Genomic DNA, 17245 nt, shown 5'->3' on the forward strand with positions numbered 1-17245 from the left:
CCGTTCGACCTCCGCACAAAGGAGGCGCGATCGGGCTGGCTGCGGCCGGATTAGCTGCCGACTGCCGCTCTCAGTCTCTCAAGCGCCTCCCGCACCCGCCCACGCGCGGCTTCCGGAAGACCAAGCACCGGGCGCGGCGGCGAAAACCGGCCGAGGCCGAGGAGATCGGCAATGGTGTACATGACCCGGAAACTGCCGAACTCCTTGAACAGCGCCCAGAGCGGCGCAAAGGCATCGTTGATGCGCGCCGCCTCTTGTGCGTCGCCCGCTTGCGCGGCCCGCGTCAGTTTCAATGCCTCGGCAGGCAGCAGGCCCGCGACCACGCTGTACCAGCCATCGGCGCCTGCCAGCACCGCATCGGCGGCACCCCAGTCGCCGCTATAGCCGACCGCAAAACCGTCAGGTGTCACCGAGCGCAGACTTGCGATCTCAGTCGCGAAATCACCATTGGTGGGCAGCGGCATCTTCACAGCCTTGACGGTGCCGAGCTTGGCGAGACGGGCAATCAGCTCAATGCTGAAGGTGAACTTCGTCGTGCCCGGATTGTTGTAAATGCAGAGCGGCAGCTTGCCGGCATCGGCGACGGCAGCGAAATGCTCGTAGACCTCGTCATCGGTGAGCGGCGTATAGGAGACCGGCGCCAGCAGCAGGCCATCCGCCCCGAGCTCCCGTGCATCTTGCGCCAGCGCCTGCGCCTCGTCCGTCCTGAGCGCCCCGACGCCGACGATGACAGGGATCTTGCCGCCGACCGTGGACATGGCCGTTTCCACCGCCCGGCGCCGCTCTCCGCGCGACAGGAAAGCGTAGGCGCCAGTGCTGCCGAGAAGACCGATGGCGTCGGCGTCGGCGGCCTCGATGCGGGCAAGCAGCGTGGCGAGCGCGTCGGTATCGACAATGCCGGACGGATCGGCCGGCGTGATCGGAAAGGCGGAAAGGCCATGGAAAAGCGGCATCGCGGATTTCCTTTATGCGCGTGACAGCAGGAGCTTCATGCCAGCCGCCCCGAAGACGAGCGCCAGCGTGCCCTCGATCCAGCGGCGCGCATGGCGATACATGCGCACCATCGGCGCAGTGGAAAAGACCAGCGCATAACCGCAGAAGATCGTGACGCTAAGAATGGCGCAGCCCGCAAGGATGATGGCGACCGTCGTCGGCGTCGCACCCGGCCCGAGGCCGAGCGTCATGGTCGCGATCCAGCCGAGCAGCGCCTTCGGGTTGGTCAGATGCATCAAGAGCCCGCGGCGATAGAGGCTGAAGCCGGAGGCCTTGACGGCACCGAGCGGCCTCGCCTGTTTCTCGTCGGAGGTCATGGCCGATCTGCCGGCCTTGAAGGCAAGGAACAGCAGGTAGAGACCGCCAAAGATTTTCAGGACGATCAGCGCCTGCGCATATTGCGCCAGAACGGCCGAAACCCCCGTCGCCGCCATCGAGCCCCAGAAGAGCGAGCCGCTGATGACACCGGCGGCGATCATCAGCGCCGACTGGCGACCCTGATGCATGGCGATCCCCATGATGCGCATGTTGCTGGGGCCGGGGCTGGCAGCGGCGATGATATAGGCGGTGAAGACGAGAGCAAGGTGATGCGGATCGAATGACATTCTGATTTTCCTGAAGTGCGCGCAGCCGTTACATGCCGTTCAGAAGTTTGAACGCGATCAGCCACATCACGAAGGCGATGACTGTTTCGAGAATGCGCCAGGAAGCCGGCCGTGAAAAGATGGGGCGAAGCCAGGCGGCACCATATCCCAGCGAAAAAAAGAACAGGAAGGAGCCGGTGGTGGCGCCCGCGGCAAAGGCTACCTGATGACCGGCAAAGCGCGTTGAGATCGTGCCGAGCAGGATCACCGTATCGAGATAGACATGCGGATTGAGCCAGGTGAGCGCCAGGCACATGGCAATGGTCTTGCCGAAGCCCGCCCCCGCCCCGTTTGAAACCTGCAGCACGCCCGATGTCCGCACCGCCGAATACAGGCTTTTTGCCCCGTACCAGAGGAGAAATGCCGCCCCGCCATAGCGCATGAGCGGATCGAGCCAGGGCATGAGATCCACTACCTGTTTCAGGCTGGTGACGCCGGCGACGATCAGGATCGCATCTGACAGTGCGCAGGCAAGGCAGACGGCGAACACATATTCGTTGCGCAGCCCCTGCCGCAGGATGAAAGCGTTCTGCGCCCCGATCGCCACGATCAGGCTAAGACCGACGGTCAAGCCGGTGAAATAGGTCGTAAGGTCCATGATATCAGCAATTTCCGCCTCTTTGCTGAAGCGCTGCATAGACCGGCCGGCTGGATTAGGCTACTTAATTATCCTTACGCCAATTAAGCGCAGCTTATCCATGATCGATTATCCCGCCCTTCGCGTCCTGCTTGCCGTCGTCCAGACCGGCAGTTACGAAAAGGCGGCCGCCGTGTTGAACGTCACGCCATCGGCCGTCTCGCAGCGCATCAAGCAGCTGGAAGAGCGCCTGGGCGCCGCCCTCGTCGTGCGCGGCACGCCATGCACGGCGACGGAAAAGGGCGACTGGCTCTGTCGCCACATGGAAAATGTCGGCATGCTCGAAAGCGAATTGCTCGAACACCTGCCTGATCTCAGCGACCGCGGCAATCCGGAACAGCGCGTCACGCTGCAGATCGCCACCAGCGCCGACAGCCTCGGCACCTGGTTCCTGGAAGCGATGGCGGATTTCTCCAAGACCTCGAACTACCTCCTGAACATCTCGGTCGACGATCAGGATTATACGGCCGAGTGGCTGGAGCGCGGCCGCGTCATCGCCGCCGTCACCAGCATGGAGAAACCCGTTGCCGGCTGCCGTCGTTACTCGCTCGGCGCGCTGCGCTACCATGCCACCGCAAGCCCCGAATTCATCCGCCGCCATTTCCCTGACGGCGTCACCCCGGAAGCGCTTGCCCGCGCCCCGTCGCTGACTTTCAACCAGAAGGACCGCCTGCAGGCAGACTGGATCCGCCGCACGCTTTCGGCCGATATCAACGTGCCGACCCACTGGCTGCCGGCCACCCAGGGCTTTATCGACGCCAGCCTGCTCGGCATGGGCTGGGGCATGAACCCGATCCACCTGACTGAGGACCACATCAAAGCCGGCCGCCTCGTCGAACTGATCCCCGATACGCCTCTGGATGTCGTGCTCTACTGGCAGATCAGCCGCCTTGCCGCAGACCGGCTTGCGGGGCTGACGCAGACGGTGATCGAGGTTGCGAGGCGGTCGCTGGTGGGTGACGCGCGGGGATAAGCGGCGCCTGCTTTGCGCCAGAAGCGGCCGTCGGAGCCATGTCGGCAAATCACAGAGGTCGTGAGCCCGAAGCGGATTGGCGGCTTGTCGATGGCGAGCCGCTCAGCGGACACCGCTGGTTATCGATCTGTTCAGAGCGGCGGGCCAGTAAAGGTGATGCCAAATACAGCCGCCGAACCGGCGACAGCGCCCATATCTTCCGGGATACGATACTTGTTGCGGCCCATCTCCAGAAAATACTCTTCGAAACCACCAGGGGTAAGCATGGTCAGCATGCGCGCAGGCTGGTCGCCCGCCACCCGGAAAGTGTGCTCCACGCCGCGCGGCAAGAAGACGGCTTCACCAGGTCCCTTGACCACAGTGCCGTCCTTTGTCCAGAACTCGACGTCGCCGGAGAGGACGAAAAAGGCTTCGTCTTCCTTCTGATGGACGTGTCTGGGCGGCCCGTAACCGGGTTCGGTGACACTATCGACGAGGGCAAAAGCGCCGCCGGTTTCCGGCTTGCTCAACACAAGCGTGTAGGTAGTGCCTAACCATTGAACGGTGCGGGTAGCCATCATGTCCATTGTCTTTCTCCGCGGTTGCGAGCAACGGGCGGAGTATGGTGCGGCTGATAAAATAATTGAAATCGTTTATAGACATGAAATATATTCTTGGGATGAATTTATCCGGTTTCGATCTTAATCTGTTGCGCGTGCTCGACGCACTGTTGAGGGACGAATCGACGGTCAAGGCCGGAGAGCGGGTCGGGCTCTCGCAACCGGCCGTCTCATCATCGCTCAATCGGTTGCGGGCGTCGCTTGGTGATCCGCTGTTCGTCCGCAAAGGGCAGAGAATTGTACCGACGGACTATGCGAAGAGCCTGGAAGTGCCGTTGCGGCAGGCGCTGGACGGCCTTGAGGCGCTGCTTGCCGGCCCCAGAAAATTCGATCCATCGGCAGCTCAGCAAAGTTTCAAGATCTCCGGATCGGATTCCTACGCCGAGTTACTGATGCCTGCGCTGGCGCGGCATCTTATGGCGGAAGCACCGGGCGTAAAGGCACAGCTTGTCGAGCCGGTGGCGCGCGATCACATCGCCACTCTTGAGAAGTTCGGTGTGGACATGGTGCTGCTGCCCAAGGCCCAGCAGTTTCCCGCCTGGCTCGACAGCGCACCGGCGTTCGAAAGCCGCTTCGTGATCGTTGCCAGGCAAGGACATCCGCGCCTGCTGCGCAACCGCATGACACCCGGAGACACAATACCGATGGATCTCTTCTGCGATCTTGGGCATGCGGTTTTCTCACCCGAAGGCAACCTCAAGGCAATGACAGACGCAGCGCTGGCGCAAATGGGCCGGGAGCGGAACGTAGTGGTCACGCTGTCGACCATGGGCGGGGTTTGCAGTGTGGTGATCGACAGCGATCTGGTCGGGATTCTTCCCGAGCCCCTTGCGCAGCGGATGGCTCCACGGCTCGGGCTCGATATCTACCGGGCCCCTGTTCCCTTGGGGCCGGGGCGAATTTTTCTCATATGGCACAAGCGCAACGCTGCCAATGCAGCGCACACTTGGTTCCGCAATCTGGTACTCGACGTGTTGAGACCGCTTGGCCGAGTTGAACAAAGCTAGGTCTCGCCACGAGAGCCAAACAACAAATTCTCGGTATCCTCCGCTGTGGCAGATTCTGAGTCCCCGAAAGCTTCGGCCGGACACCTTCTCGCACCCGCTGCAACAGGACGTCTTGGCGACCGGCGGGGGAGTCAACTGAGCACGTATCGAGCAGCTCAGTGTCCGGTTTGGGCCGAAAGCGGTCATTGCGCCCCCGAGAACCGCCCATATAATCGTTGCACTGCGAAAGGGCTGCCGACTTGAAGCTGGTAAAGGTATCGCGTCAATCTGAATGGGAAGCCTATCATCGGATTCGACGGCATGTGCTATTCGATCTGCGCGGATTGTCTGGATACGACGATCGACATCCCGATGACCGAAAGCCCGAGCACCTTCCTTTGATTTTTGTCGATGGAAGCGAGCCCGTCGGTGCCGTCCGTCTCGATTTCACGGGGGACGGGAATGGCGTGGTTCGCACGGTCGCAATTGTCGCGGAGCGACAGCGGCAAGGTATCGGCCGAGCCATGATGACCGCCGTGGAGACACTCGCCATGGCACAGGGGACAGTCAGGCTGGAAGTCCACGCAGCGCCCGACGCAGTGGGTTTCTACCATAGAATTGGCTGGGAAATGGTCGATGCCCATCGGCCCGATCCCCTTATGGCAAAGTCTTTGAGATGACCGCAAAACCGAGAGCCAGAACGGAGCCATCGATGACCGGGAACGCTTCTCTGCACACATTCGCCATCGGCGATGTCCATGGGCGAGCAGACCTGCTGGAGGTGATGCTGTCAGGCATTGCCGGCAAAGCGCGCGACGAGAGGATCGATTACCGGATCGTCTTCCTCGGCGACATCATGGACCGTGGGCCGGAGAGCCGCAAAGCGATGGATCTCGTCATCCGGACGCTGCGCGACAAACCGGGCTCGAAGCTGATACGCGGCAACCACGACGCCCTCCCCCTTCAGATCCTCGACGAGACGGACCCGGCCGTTCAGGCAGATCTCGTCAACCACTGGCGGGACCTCGGAGGCAGCGAGACGATGCTGTCCTATGGCCTGCCCCTTGGCGCAGCCATCACCGCAGACGAGATCCGCAGCAGGTTTGGAGACGAGCGCCTGCAATGCCTGCGCGCGGCCGAGCGCTATGTCGAACTCGACCATCACATCCTCGTCCATGCCGGCCTGAAACCCGATATCCCCCTGGCCGGGCAGGACGCGCATACGCTGATGTGGATTCGCGGCGAGTTCCTGAACGCCAGCGCCTCGTTCGGCAAGATCGTCGTCCATGGGCATACGATCACCGCCAGCGAACGCGTCGAAATCTTTCCGAACCGGATTGCCATCGATACCGGCGCTTTCGCGACGAATATCCTGTCTGCGCTTCACATCAGCCCGTCCGGCGATGTCGCGGTGCTGCAGGCAACGGAAGTCCTCCCCGGCCCCTGCCGCTTTCAGCAAGGCCGGCCGCTGAACCGGTCTCACGACGATGCGGGCATGCTTTTCTAAAGCATGTCGCGTAAAACTGTGCAGCATCGCGAAGCTGCCAACAAATGCCTGATATCGGCCAAGTTCTGCGTCAGTTCATCGACTTGAAGGTCTCAAAGATCAGTGCTCTCAGCCAGCGATGAACGGGATCTGCATCCATCCGCGGGTGCCACGCCTGGACGATGTCGAACCCCGGTACGGCGACCGGCAGCTCGAAGGTCCTGATCTGGCTTGTCGCGGCGGATGTGCGATAGGAATTCGGGATCGCGCCGATCAAATCGGATGCCGCCGCAACCGCGATGACAGCTGGAAAGCTTGGCACGATCAGTTTGACATCGCGGCAGACGCCGTGTTCGGCGAGCGCCCTGTCGACCGGACCGGTAAAATCCGCGTGCGGTGAGAAGAGTACATGGCCCCAGGCGGCATAGTTTTCGACCGTGATCTCATCTGCATCGAAAATCGGGTGTCCTGTCCTAGCAAGACCTACATACCGGTCTGCAAAAAGGGTCTGGCAGCGCAGTTCCCCGCTTTCCGTCGGCAGGACGCCGATATCCAGATCCACGGCCGCGTCTCTCAAGGATTGAAGGTCCTTGTCCGATCGCGGCGCAAACCGAAGCCTTATCCCTGGTGCCGCGTTCGCCACGGCAGCGCTCAGGCCCGCGGCAAAGATAAGCACGAAGGCCTCATTGGCGCGGATGGTGAAATCGCGGCGCACCTCGCGGATATCAACTGTTGACGGCGGACTGAGCACCGCTTTCACGGCGTCTTTCAACGAATGCACGTCTCCGGCAATCGCCAGGGCATGGGGCGTTGCGACCATGCCGCGCCCTGCCGGCACGAGGATCGGATCGCCGAGCGCTGCCCTTAACCGTGACAGTGTCCGGCTCATGGCTGATGTACTGAGGCCAAGCCGGCGCGCGGCGGCCGATACGCTTCTCTCGCGCAGCAGCGCGTCCAGGGCGACCAGGAGATTGAGATCGAGATCGGGCATGGCTCAATTTACGCAGGAGTGGCGTTTCATGCAACAGTCGTTTGATCTCGTTGCGTCTGGCGCGCGCAGTCGCCAAGGCCTAACTAGTCCGCCATCCGATAACGATTGGGAGTTTTCTCAATGTCCCTCGCCTCCACCGCACCGATTTCCCAGGATGGCCCGGCATCGCCTCGGCAGTACATGGCCATCGGGCTCATACTTCTCTCTGCTGTTCTCGTCGTTCTTGATGGAGCCATCGCAAACGTCGCCCTGCCTTCGATCGCGCTCTCGCTGCACGTGGAAGCGGGCAGCACCGTGTGGGTCGTCTCGGCCTATCAGCTTGCCGTGCTGGTCGCCCTGCTTCCGTGCGGCGCGCTCGGGGAAATCTATGGCGCGCGCCGCGTCTTCCTGATCGGCGTCGCGCTGTTTACCGCGGCCTCGGCCGCCTGCGCCTTCGCGGCCGACCTTTCCCTGCTGATCCTTGCCCGTTTCGCGCAGGGCCTCGGCGCGGGCGCGATCATGGCGCTTGCCATGATGAATCTGCGCGCGGCCCTGCCGCAGCACATGCTGGGTCCGATCATCGGCGTCAACGCCATGGTCATCGCGATTTCTTCTGCTGCCGGTCCGGGCATTGCCGGCGCCATCCTCTCCGTCACGACCTGGCCCTGGCTCTTTGCGGTCAATATACCGCTCGGCATCATCGTGCTGCTCAGCGGCGGCCTCATGGAGAAGATGCAGGGCATGAAGCGAAAGCTGAACGCCAAGGCCTTGCTCGCCAACACGTCGATGTTCATCCTCTTCTTCTGCGGCACCGACCGGATAGCGACTGCCCCGGCAAGCGGCGCGATGCTCATTGCCGCCTCGATCGCCTGCCTTGTCATCCTGCTGCGCCTGGAACGCAAAAGCGACGCCCCGATCATTCCGACGGATCTCCTTTCGGCACCTGCATTCCGCGTGGCGGTCATCGCCTCGGTATCCTGCTTCTGCGGCCAGATGCTGAGCTACATCGCGCTCCCCTTTTATCTCCAGCGCACGTTGCACATGGCTCCGGTTCTGGCCGGTCTCTACATGATGCCCTGGCCGGTAGCGACTGCGATCATCGCGCCATTTTCGGGACGTCTGGCAAACCGCATCAAGACCGCATGGCTTTGCGCGGCAGGCGGCGCGCTGCTGGCTGTCGGCCTCCTTGTGGCAGTTCTCGGCCCATCCGATCCGAGAGGCATCGCCTTTCTGGTCGGCACTGTCGTCGCCGGGCTGGGTTTCGGCCTGTTCCAGACGCCGAACAACCGCATTCTGCTGCTCTCGGCGCCGAAAGCCAGAAGCGGCGCGGCAGGCGCCATGCAGGGCACCGCACGGCTTCTCGGCCAGACGCTCGGCGGAATCTCCATGTCGCTCATCTTCGCGGCATTGCCGCAATCTGCCGCGCTCGAATTTGCGGTCGTCCTGTCGGCTGGTTGTGCGGCAATCGCCAGCCTGGTCAGCCTCAGCCGCGCCCGCTACGAACCGGCAGGACCCTGAACCTCGCACGCCGATAGCAGCATTCCGAACAACCAGCTCAGCCCTGCATCCAGCATTGCGGCGCGCGGGGCAACGGCGCTCAGCCGGAAACGCGGCAGCGGCAAGGGAGCATCGACCGTCACCAGGCCAAAGCGCGGCGCGTAGAGAGTGGCAAAGCGCCGGGGAACGGCAACCAGCATGTCGCTCTCCCCGGCGATGGCGAGTGCGAACATGAAGTTCGGCACCGTCAGCGCCATCCGCCTGTTCAAGCCTCGCTGTTCAAGCGCTATGTCGACGAAACCGTGCGGATCACCGCCAAGTGATACGACCAGATGCCGCATCCCGATATAGCTCTCGAGCGTCGGTTCCTGCGCGAAGGCATGACCGGCGCGCATGGCGATGACGAAATCCTCTTCGTAAAGGGTAAGACTGTGAAAGCGCGCCGGGATGTCACCGGAAGGCACGACAGCAATATCCATCGCGCGGGCTTCCAGATCGGTAAACGCATTGCGCCACGCCCGCGCCGGCGCGCTTTCGCCCTGCTCCGGCAGCAGCTGGCATATGCTGATATCGATCCCAGGCGCGGACTTTTCCAATTCGGCAAGCAGCGCGGACAGGAAGACCGCGGAAACGCCATCCGGCGCACCGAGCGTGAAACGGCGGCTCGATCGTGCCGGATCGAAGGGCTCGGCCGTCGAAATCACGCTTCGCACCTGGGCAAGGATTTCGGCAACCGGCGCTGACAGTTCCATCGCCCGGGCCGTCGCCACCACGCCCCTCGGCGTCCTTACGAACAGCGGATCGTTGAGCATGCGCCGCAGGCGCTGAAGCCCGTGGCTGACGGCAGATGGCGAGATATTCAGCCGGTCGGCGGCGCGGCCGACATGGCCCTCCTCGATGACGGCTTCGAAAAGCACGAGGAGATTGAGATCGGCACGCGAAAGATCAGTTTCATTCAGCATATCGCTGAAATCATATCATTGGCTTCAGCATCGGAAAACGGGCATGTCTGAAGCACGGGGCGTCGCAGCCCGCGTTCTTGAACTCCAGCCTTGCAGAGGAGCATGCCATGTCACCGTCTCGCCGATCCCTCCTCGTCGCCGGCCCGGCCGGTCTTGCCTCCCTTGCCACCGGCGCAGGCAGCAGCCGGGCATCTATGCAGGCGGCCGATCTCGCCCTGATCTCGGAGGAAGCCAACGCCGCGCTGATGCGGGGCGACGTCGCCACCTACCGGGCGCTGGTGCCGCGCACGCCGGATTTCACCCTGATGTCACCCTTCGGTGGCCCGCCATCGCGCGAGGCAGACATTACCGAGAAGATCTGGGATGGCCTGAGCCGCTTCTTCAGGAACGGCACGCTGGAACAGGAGCTTATAGAGACCTATGCGGGCACCGACATGATCGTGCTCGTCACCGTCGAGCGCGCCAATGTCGAAGTCGGCGGCCTGCCCGCACAGGACTGGGCGCTGCGTGTCACTCTCGTCTACCAGCGCGAGGGCGGAGAGTGGCGGCTTGCACACCGCCATGCCGATCCACTCCGCCATCCCATCACCCTGCAGCAATCGGCAGCACTCGGGCGCGGCGCTGCATCCTGAGGAACGCTTTGCGCCGGAGGCCAGACAAGACGTAAGGGGAGCGATCGCCCTGCCCGCCTCCCCCAGAATTATCTGCCTGATACCGCGTCTCTGAATTCCGCCAGATCACGGTTGAAGCGCGGCGCTTCCTCCAGAAATGGCGCATGCCCCGACTTTGCATAGATCTTGGTCTCGACCGCCGGATTGAGCGACCGGGCGCGCGCGATGCTCGGCTCGACATTCACCAGATCGTCCTTGCCGCCATAGAGCAGCAGGACCGGCACGCGTGTCTTGGGCAGACCCTCGGCGGCGGAAACGGTCATCGACGGGACGGTCCGCGTCATGATCCACGAGGCCATCGCGGCATTGGACAGCAAGCGTTCGAAGGTGGCCGTGTCGGGCTTCGTGGCAAAACACAGAGCCAGGAAGGTCTTCACCGCATCGAGGTGCACCTTCAGCTCATCCGAGGCCATGCCTGCATAGACTTCGGGATGGGCGGTGATCAGCGCAGCATTGAGTTCGATGACGCCGTCGACATAAACGATCCCGCCAAGGCCGTCGTCTCCATAGCCGGCAAGATAGTTTGAAATAACCACGCCGCCGAGCGACCAGCCGACGAGGACAGGCTTTTTCGCACCCGTCGCCTTCAGGACCGCCGCGAGATCGTCCGCCCAGCGGCGCCCGTCGCGATAGGCTTCGGCATCGTCGGGCTTGCCCGACAGGCCGTGGCCGCGCATATCGTAGCTGATCAGCCGATAGTGCTGCAGTTTCGGGCTGGCGACCTGCATGTCCCAGTTCAGATGGCTGCCGAGCAGGCCATGGATGAAAACGATCGCCGGGCCGGCGGGATCGCCCGATTCCTGCACCGCGATCTCGACGCCGTCAGGCGCCTTCACCGTGTAGTCCTTCTCCGCCGCCATCGCCATGGAAGACAGGCCCAGCAGCAGGACTGAAACCCAAATTGCGGGCATTATCCTTATCATGCCAAAATCCTTATGTTTAGCGATCACTACAAACTAACGGCTTGCCTTTTGCTGTCAAGCAGTCTTTAGTGATCGCTATGGATAAGGTTGTGAAAACACGGCGCGGCGGTCCGCGAACCTTCGACCGGGACGAGGCGATCGACATCGCCATGCGCCTCTTCTGGAAGCACGGATATGAAGGTGTTTCGCTGAACGACCTGACGGCCGCAATCGGTGTCGCGCCCCCAAGTCTCTATTCGGCTTTCGGCAGCAAGGCGGGGCTCTACCGCGAGACGCTCGATCGCTATCTCGGCCTGCCCCGGGCGTTGCAGAACATCAAAGCCACCGCGACCCTTCAGGAGACGATCGAAGCGATGCTTCACAAAGCGATCGATGCCGTCACCGACCCTGCGGGAGAACGGGGCTGCATGATCTCGAGCGGCATGATCCAGTGCGGACCCGACCATGCGGAACTGGCCCGCGAACTGGCGGAGCGCCGAAACGAGATGCGCGACATGATCGCAGAGACGCTCGGTCGCTGGCTCGACCCGGACCGCGCCGTCTCCCTCGCCCGCTATCTCGTCGCCGTCCTGCAGGGCCTCTCCATCCAGGCACGCGACGGCGCCTCGCGCCAGGAATTGCGGCAGGTCTCGGATGAGGTGATCGCGGGCGTGAAGGCGAGAGGCTTCGGCTGAAACGGCGCTGCCGCGCCGCCGCCCGCAACCTCACTCATCTTTCGCACCCTTGTCGTCGTCAGCCGCTTTCGGCTTGCGCGAAGACCGCAGATTGTCGAAGCCCATAGTGTGGTCGGCGTCGGACGCGTTCCATTTGCCGGCCAGATAGATGATCGTTATGGCCAACGCGAAGATGAGCAGGACATAGAGCGCTTCCATATTTCGGATGTAGCGCGCAGGACTCGATTGGACAGTCTCCGGCGATATGCCGCCGCCGTCAGGCGATCACCAGATCCCCGGCGGGCGCCGCGCGATAGGCTTCCCGGCCTGCGACCCACGTGCGGCGAACGGCGGGTGCTGCACCCTCAGGCCAATCGACCAGCACGAGATCCGCCCGCTTGCCGACTTCGATGACGCCGCGATCGGTGAGTCCCGAGGCGCGCGCCGGATTGCCAGAGACGAGCGGCCAGAGCGCGTGCAGCGGCGCCACGCCATCCGCCTTCAGCCTTGCAAGCCCGAGCAGCATCGCCGGATAATAATAGTCGGAGGCGAGAATGTCGCAGAGCCCTTCGCGGATCATGTCGGCCGCGCCGATCGAGGCAAGATGGCTACCGCCGCGCGTGGCGTTCGGTGCGCCGAAGACGATGAAGTCGCCGGCATCGCGCGCAGCCCGCGCCACGCGGCGGTTCATCGGGAATTCGCAGATCCGCGCGCCGCGCTGGCGGAAGAAATCGCGCGTTTCGATCTGGCTGTCGTCATGCGACAGCATCGGCGCGCCCGCGGCCTTTCCGAGTGCTGCCACGTCCTCGATTGCGCCAGGCACCTGCGGCCGGCGCTCCCACATGTTGCGCACCAGCGCCACCATGTCCGGCACCGGGATTTTCGCCCGCTTGGCGCGTTCCGCCATCTTCTCGGCGAAGGCAGGCGTTTCGGGATCTACTGTCGGGAAGGCCGGATCGAGGTCGAACGGCCGCTCCTGCAGCGGGATCGACGGATGCAGCATCACCATCGACGTGTGATCGTTGAAGGCAATCGACGGCAGGCGCGGACCGGCAAGCGCCTCGCGGATGAGGTCGATCGCCTCGAAGCAGAAGGTTTCCCAGCGCAGCTGCACGCGATTGTCTACCGTCAGCCGCGGCGTGAGCGCGTCGAGCGCGCGGACGATGGCATAACCGGTTTCGACCGAGCGAAGCCCGGGCTCCCAGCTCAGCGTCAGCGCATGATAGGCCGTCGCAATACCGTTGGCGGCAAGTTGGCGGTCGGTTTCGAGCAGCGCGGCAGGAACCGGCAGCATGGTGCCGGGCCGCGGCATGACCTGCCGCTCGAAGGCGTCGCCATGAATGTCCACGAAAGCGGGCCCAAGCAGATGGCCGCGTCCGTCGATGCTTTCGGCCCCGTCGCGCGCGCCGTCTATATTGGTGATCCGGCCGTCTTCGATCCGCACGGAAGCGGTCTCCAGACGATCGCCGAATACAACGGTTGCGCCCTCGATGGTGACTGCCGGATTGTTCTGCATGGTTCTCATCCCAGGAAAAAGAAGAGGCGCGGCAGCCGAGTCACCGGCTGCGCGCCATCTGCCGCTTCTAACCAGCCGACATGACAGATTTGCGACCGTCGCGGAACACCTCCGATCAAATATTTGAATGACAGACATCGACGGGACGCAATTGGTCGTGACCTCTTGCTCTGCTACCAGAGAGCCGATGACCAGACGCTCGAAACCCTCACTCCTGTTCGTCCTGATCGCCAGCGGAACCGTTCTCGGCATTGCCGGGACCGACCTGGTGCTTCCGGCCGTCCCGAGCCTGCCGGGGCAGCTTGGCGGAAGCATCGAGCTCGCCCAGCTCGTGCTGGCGGCTTACGCGTTCGGCACGCTGGTCGGGCTGCTAGCCTTCGGCGAACTGGGCGCCCGGTTCGATCCGTGCAAGCTGCTGATCTGGTCGCTTGCCTTGTTCGGGCTTGCTTCGCTTGCGTCGGCCGAATCCCCTTCGATCGAATGGCTGATTGCCCTGCGCTTTGCGCAAGGCGCCTTCGGCTCGGGTCCTGCCGTCTTCGCGCCCGGCTTCATCCATGGCCTCTATCCGCATGACAAGGCGGCGGCCGCCATGGGACGGCTCGGTTCCGTCGAGTCCCTGGCGCCGGCGCTGGCCCCGATTGCCGGAGCCTGGCTGCTGGAATTTGGCGGCTGGGAGATTTCCTTCGTGCTGCTGGCGGCGCTTTCGGCGCTGATATCAGCGGCCGTTTTCTGGCAGCGCGCCTCCTTCCCGCCTCCTTCGCAGACAGTTCAAGATCATCACAACTACCTAACCATTCTGAAGAATCTGGAATTTCTGAGCTACGCGTCGAGCCAGGCTCTGTCGCTCGGCGCGCTCCTCGTTTTCGTCTTCGGCCTGCCGGCCGTCCTGACCGGCCCGCTCGACAAGGGGATCGAGGATTTCGTCATCCTGCAGGTCTGCGGCATCGCCATGTTCATCCTGGCAGCGAATTCTTCCGCCTGGCTGGCGAAGAGATTTGGCACCCTGCGGACGATCCGCGCCGGCACGGCGATCATGCCCTGCGCCTTTCTGGCAATCCTCGCCTACACACTCACAGGCGCAAGCAGCCTTTACGTTCTTGTCCCGCTCTGGGCGATCTTGAATTTCGGCTTCGGCATCCGCGGGCCGATCGGCTTTCATCGGGCGATATCGGCGGCACGCGGCGATCATTCGCGCGCGGCTGCCATCGTCATCGCAGCGATCCTCGGCGTAGCGGCGCTCGGAACGACCGCCGTCGCACCCTACATCTCCGTCGGTCTCTGGCCGCTGGCGATCACCGGCGCCGTGATCTCGGGTTTCGCGCTGCTGTCGCTGGTGCCGCTCAGGGATTTCGATTGAAGCCGTCACCGTGGGAACATCGTGCCGCCGTAAATTTTTAAATCGTGGCCGCCAGGGATATCGCCAATGGGATGGGAAGCACTCGGGCAATGGGGCAAAGACGCGGTTCGCATCGAACCGCTCACCGGCGGAGTTGCCAACGATGTATGGAGCGTTCGCGTCCGCGGGCAGATCGCGGTCGGCCGTCTCGGCTCCAGGACCGACGCTGATCTCACATGGGAAACCGAACTGCTCCAACACCTCCACCGTGAAGGCATGACCGTTCCGGTCCCGATCCCTACGGCTGACGGCCGGCTGTTCGTGGACGGTCTGGTGGTGATGACATACATGGAGGGCGGGCCGCCCGAGACGGAATCCGACTGGCGCCGCGTGGCCGACACGCTCCGCGAGCTGCATCGGTTGACGCAGGGCTGGCCGCAACGCCCAGGCTGGCGGTCTTCGACCGACCTCCTGCATGCCGAAACCGGCACGAGGATCAACCTTGCCGCGATGCCGTCTGAGGGTGTTATCCGGTGCCGGGCAGCATGGGCGCGGCTGATCGGGCGCCAGACATGCGTTGTCCACGGCAATCCGAACAATCCCGGCAATGTCCGCATGACCGCAGACAAGGTCGCGCTGATCGACTGGGACGAGTCGCATGTCGACGTCCCCGACCTCGACCTGGTACTGCCCGGCAACGCTGCCGGTCTCGACCACGGCGCGCATGACATCGCCGCGCAAGCATCAGCCGCATGGGAAGCCGCCGTCTGCTGGCAGGACAAATACGCGGTCAGGCGGCTCGCCGAAGTTCGAGCAGTCTGAGCCAAACCCGATGGGCCGTCCTATGCCGCTTTGCGCCGGCAGGCGGGCATCGGGTCAGATCTTGTCGCTCTCTTTTTACAAAGGCGGCAAGCGCCGCTTGACGGACGTTCCCTTGATGACCGCCGTACTCGTGACGGCGTGCTCGGAAAGCGCTTCCAGAACATCGTCCATCTGTTCGATCGTGTGGACGACCAGGCGGGCAAGAAATGGGTCATCGCCTGTGATCTTATCGCATTCGATAAATTCCGGCCGCTCCTGAATGAGCCGCTCGACCAGATGCAGCTTGCCGGGGAGCGGTCTGATCCTGACCATCGCCCTGATTTGATAACCGATCGGACGTGTGTCCACATCGACGGTGAAGCCCTTTATGACGCCGGCAGCTTCCAATCGCCGAACGCGCTCGGATACACCAGGCGCGGACATGCCCACGAGCCGGGCGAGTTCGCTCATCGACAAGCGGGAATCGGAATCGAGCGCGGCAAGAATGCGCGCGTCCGTCGCATCGAGCGTCGACTTTCCGGTTTGAAGGTTATGGGGTGCTTTTGCCTTCGCCATGGCAGGCAATCTAGCCAAATTGCCCCGCCACTTCCATGGAAATCGCCCCGGTCGCATTGCATGATGGTCTCAACAGGAGACAATCATGCTGCTTGGGATCATCGCCGGCCTGACCACGTGCGCCCTGTGGGGGCTCACCTTCGTCGCTCCGCGCGCCGTTGCGCCTTTTACGCCGTGGGATTTGACCATCGCGCGCTATTGCATCTTCGGTTCGGCCTGCCTGTTGCTCATGGCCGACCGACGATTCCGGCCCACGGGCATTGCCCCCTCGCGGCTCCTGACCGGGCTCCTGCTCGGCGGGGCGGGATATGTCGGCTATTTCGTCAGCGCCGCTTTCGCCGTTCAGCTCTCCGGTGCAGCGGTGCCGCCTGTCATCGCAGGCACAATGCCGATTTTTCTGGCGATCATCGCCAATTTTCGGGATCGTTCGGCCCGATGGCGTTCCCTGACCGTGCCCCTGTGCCTGATTGCCTGCGGCGTGGCGATGGTGAACGTCGCGGCGATAAGCGCCGCCGATGTCGCGAATATGGGATCGGCTCTGCTCGGCATTGTTGCCAGCCTGGCCGCATTGGCGATCTGGATTGCCTACGGGCTTGCAAATGCCGCAGTCATGCGATCGGCAGATCCGCCTGACGGCCTGCAATGGACAGGCGTCCAAGGCATTGGCGCGGCGATCGGCAGCCTGCTGCTGCTGCCGCTGGCTTCCTTCGAGCCGGCCGATGCCGCATCCACTTATCGCTTCGTCGCATGGGCACTGGTCATGGGGCTTGCCGGTTCGTGGTTTGCGACCTGGTGCTGGGTGGTTGCTTCCCGTCGCCTGCCGTTGGCGCTCTCGGCGCAGCTCATCGTCGCAGAAACGGTTTTCGGCCTTGCCTACGGCTTCGCGTTCGAGGGCCGGCTTCCACATCCTGCCGAAGCAATCGGGGCGATTTTGCGGGTCTGCGGCGCCTCTTCCGCCATCGCAGCTTTCAGCAGGAACCGGCCGATGGCTATGGCAACCTGATCAATGGCGGCAAAGCGCC

General features: G+C 63.1%; 20 protein-coding genes. 10 read left to right on the forward strand and 10 right to left on the reverse strand.

The window, feature by feature from the left end; all coding sequences use genetic code 11:
* Positions 1–50: 50 nt before the first annotated feature.
* The 3 genes from JNB85_RS24290 to JNB85_RS24300 are packed head-to-tail and all read right to left on the reverse strand — an operon-like array spanning position 51 to position 2235.
* On the reverse strand, positions 51–953 hold the full coding sequence (locus JNB85_RS24290; RefSeq protein ID WP_220336849.1) for a dihydrodipicolinate synthase family protein: 903 nt from the start codon (positions 951–953) through the stop codon (positions 51–53).
* Between the two features lie 12 nt (positions 954–965).
* Entirely contained in the window at positions 966–1598 is a 633-nt protein-coding gene (locus tag JNB85_RS24295; protein ID WP_220336850.1) for a LysE family translocator, read from the reverse strand.
* A gap of 28 nt (positions 1599–1626) precedes the next feature.
* Complete coding sequence (locus JNB85_RS24300) at positions 1627–2235, reverse strand: LysE/ArgO family amino acid transporter (RefSeq protein WP_220336851.1); 609 nt, start codon at positions 2233–2235, stop codon at positions 1627–1629.
* 100 nt (positions 2236–2335) lie between these two features.
* Between JNB85_RS24300 and JNB85_RS24305 the strand changes: the two genes are divergently transcribed.
* On the forward strand, positions 2336–3247 hold the full coding sequence (locus JNB85_RS24305; protein WP_220336852.1) for a LysR family transcriptional regulator ArgP: 912 nt from the start codon (positions 2336–2338) through the stop codon (positions 3245–3247).
* A gap of 131 nt (positions 3248–3378) precedes the next feature.
* On the opposite strand, the gene JNB85_RS24310 is transcribed toward JNB85_RS24305, so the two are convergent.
* The gene (locus JNB85_RS24310; protein WP_220336853.1) at positions 3379–3813 is read right to left on the reverse strand and encodes a cupin domain-containing protein; all 435 of its coding nucleotides are present in this window, start codon (positions 3811–3813) and stop codon (positions 3379–3381) included.
* A 74-nt stretch (positions 3814–3887) separates the two neighbouring features.
* On the opposite strand from JNB85_RS24310, the gene JNB85_RS24315 reads away from it, so the two are divergent.
* From JNB85_RS24315 to JNB85_RS24325, 3 genes are all read left to right on the forward strand, one after another.
* Positions 3888–4853, forward strand: coding sequence for a LysR family transcriptional regulator (locus JNB85_RS24315; RefSeq protein ID WP_223216592.1), 966 nt, complete (start codon positions 3888–3890; stop codon positions 4851–4853).
* Positions 4854–5155: 302 nt separating this feature from the next.
* The gene (locus JNB85_RS24320; RefSeq protein ID WP_338050350.1) at positions 5156–5512 is read left to right on the forward strand and encodes a GNAT family N-acetyltransferase; all 357 of its coding nucleotides are present in this window, start codon (positions 5156–5158) and stop codon (positions 5510–5512) included.
* 32 nt (positions 5513–5544) lie between these two features.
* Positions 5545–6339 carry a metallophosphoesterase gene (locus JNB85_RS24325; RefSeq protein WP_220336855.1) on the forward strand — a complete coding sequence of 265 codons (795 nt, stop codon included), beginning with the start codon at positions 5545–5547 and terminating at the stop codon, positions 6337–6339.
* 70 nt (positions 6340–6409) lie between these two features.
* Here the strand turns inward: JNB85_RS24325 and JNB85_RS24330 are convergent, their stop codons facing one another.
* The gene (locus JNB85_RS24330; protein ID WP_220336856.1) at positions 6410–7309 is read right to left on the reverse strand and encodes a LysR family transcriptional regulator; all 900 of its coding nucleotides are present in this window, start codon (positions 7307–7309) and stop codon (positions 6410–6412) included.
* A gap of 180 nt (positions 7310–7489) precedes the next feature.
* On the opposite strand from JNB85_RS24330, the gene JNB85_RS24335 reads away from it, so the two are divergent.
* Complete coding sequence (locus tag JNB85_RS24335; protein WP_220337004.1) at positions 7490–8806, forward strand: MFS transporter; 1317 nt, start codon at positions 7490–7492, stop codon at positions 8804–8806.
* On the opposite strand, the gene JNB85_RS24340 is transcribed toward JNB85_RS24335, so the two are convergent.
* On the reverse strand, positions 8785–9747 hold the full coding sequence (locus JNB85_RS24340) for a LysR family transcriptional regulator (RefSeq protein WP_220336857.1): 963 nt from the start codon (positions 9745–9747) through the stop codon (positions 8785–8787). The genes JNB85_RS24335 and JNB85_RS24340 overlap by 22 nt on opposite strands.
* Positions 9748–9854: 107 nt before the next feature.
* On the opposite strand from JNB85_RS24340, the gene JNB85_RS24345 reads away from it, so the two are divergent.
* Entirely contained in the window at positions 9855–10379 is a 525-nt protein-coding gene (locus JNB85_RS24345) for a YybH family protein (protein WP_223216593.1), read from the forward strand.
* Positions 10380–10447: 68 nt separating this feature from the next.
* Here JNB85_RS24345 and JNB85_RS24350 read toward each other — a convergent pair whose 3' ends face one another.
* The gene (locus JNB85_RS24350) at positions 10448–11329 is read right to left on the reverse strand and encodes an alpha/beta fold hydrolase (RefSeq protein WP_223216594.1); all 882 of its coding nucleotides are present in this window, start codon (positions 11327–11329) and stop codon (positions 10448–10450) included.
* 89 nt (positions 11330–11418) lie between these two features.
* On the opposite strand from JNB85_RS24350, the gene JNB85_RS24355 reads away from it, so the two are divergent.
* Positions 11419–12015: a TetR/AcrR family transcriptional regulator gene (locus JNB85_RS24355; protein ID WP_220336859.1), complete on the forward strand. Its 597-nt coding sequence runs from the start codon at positions 11419–11421 to the stop codon at positions 12013–12015.
* Positions 12016–12045: 30 nt separating this feature from the next.
* Here the strand turns inward: JNB85_RS24355 and JNB85_RS24360 are convergent, their stop codons facing one another.
* Both JNB85_RS24360 and JNB85_RS24365 read right to left on the reverse strand, forming a co-directional pair.
* Positions 12046–12213: a hypothetical protein gene (locus tag JNB85_RS24360; RefSeq protein WP_220336860.1), complete on the reverse strand. Its 168-nt coding sequence runs from the start codon at positions 12211–12213 to the stop codon at positions 12046–12048.
* Between the two features lie 58 nt (positions 12214–12271).
* Positions 12272–13510, reverse strand: a complete 1239-nt coding sequence (locus JNB85_RS24365; RefSeq protein WP_220336861.1) for an alpha-D-ribose 1-methylphosphonate 5-triphosphate diphosphatase — start codon at positions 13508–13510, stop codon at positions 12272–12274.
* Between the two features lie 187 nt (positions 13511–13697).
* On the opposite strand from JNB85_RS24365, the gene JNB85_RS24370 reads away from it, so the two are divergent.
* Together JNB85_RS24370 and JNB85_RS24375 are read left to right on the forward strand one after the other, a co-directional pair.
* A complete protein-coding gene (locus tag JNB85_RS24370; protein ID WP_220336862.1) occupies positions 13698–14867 on the forward strand; it encodes an MFS transporter in 1170 nt (389 codons plus the stop codon).
* Between the two features lie 66 nt (positions 14868–14933).
* Positions 14934–15668: a phosphotransferase gene (locus tag JNB85_RS24375; protein ID WP_220336863.1), complete on the forward strand. Its 735-nt coding sequence runs from the start codon at positions 14934–14936 to the stop codon at positions 15666–15668.
* Between the two features lie 75 nt (positions 15669–15743).
* On the opposite strand, the gene JNB85_RS24380 is transcribed toward JNB85_RS24375, so the two are convergent.
* On the reverse strand, positions 15744–16223 hold the full coding sequence (locus JNB85_RS24380; protein ID WP_220336864.1) for an Lrp/AsnC family transcriptional regulator: 480 nt from the start codon (positions 16221–16223) through the stop codon (positions 15744–15746).
* 85 nt (positions 16224–16308) lie between these two features.
* Here JNB85_RS24380 and JNB85_RS24385 point away from each other — a divergent pair, with 85 nt between their 5' ends.
* Positions 16309–17226, forward strand: coding sequence for a DMT family transporter (locus JNB85_RS24385; protein WP_220336865.1), 918 nt, complete (start codon positions 16309–16311; stop codon positions 17224–17226).
* Positions 17227–17245: the final 19 nt, after the last annotated feature.

Origin of the sequence: Rhizobium mesosinicum (genome assembly GCF_019511345.1) — a bacterium.
In the GTDB taxonomy this organism is placed as follows: domain Bacteria; phylum Pseudomonadota; class Alphaproteobacteria; order Rhizobiales; family Rhizobiaceae; genus Rhizobium; species Rhizobium mesosinicum.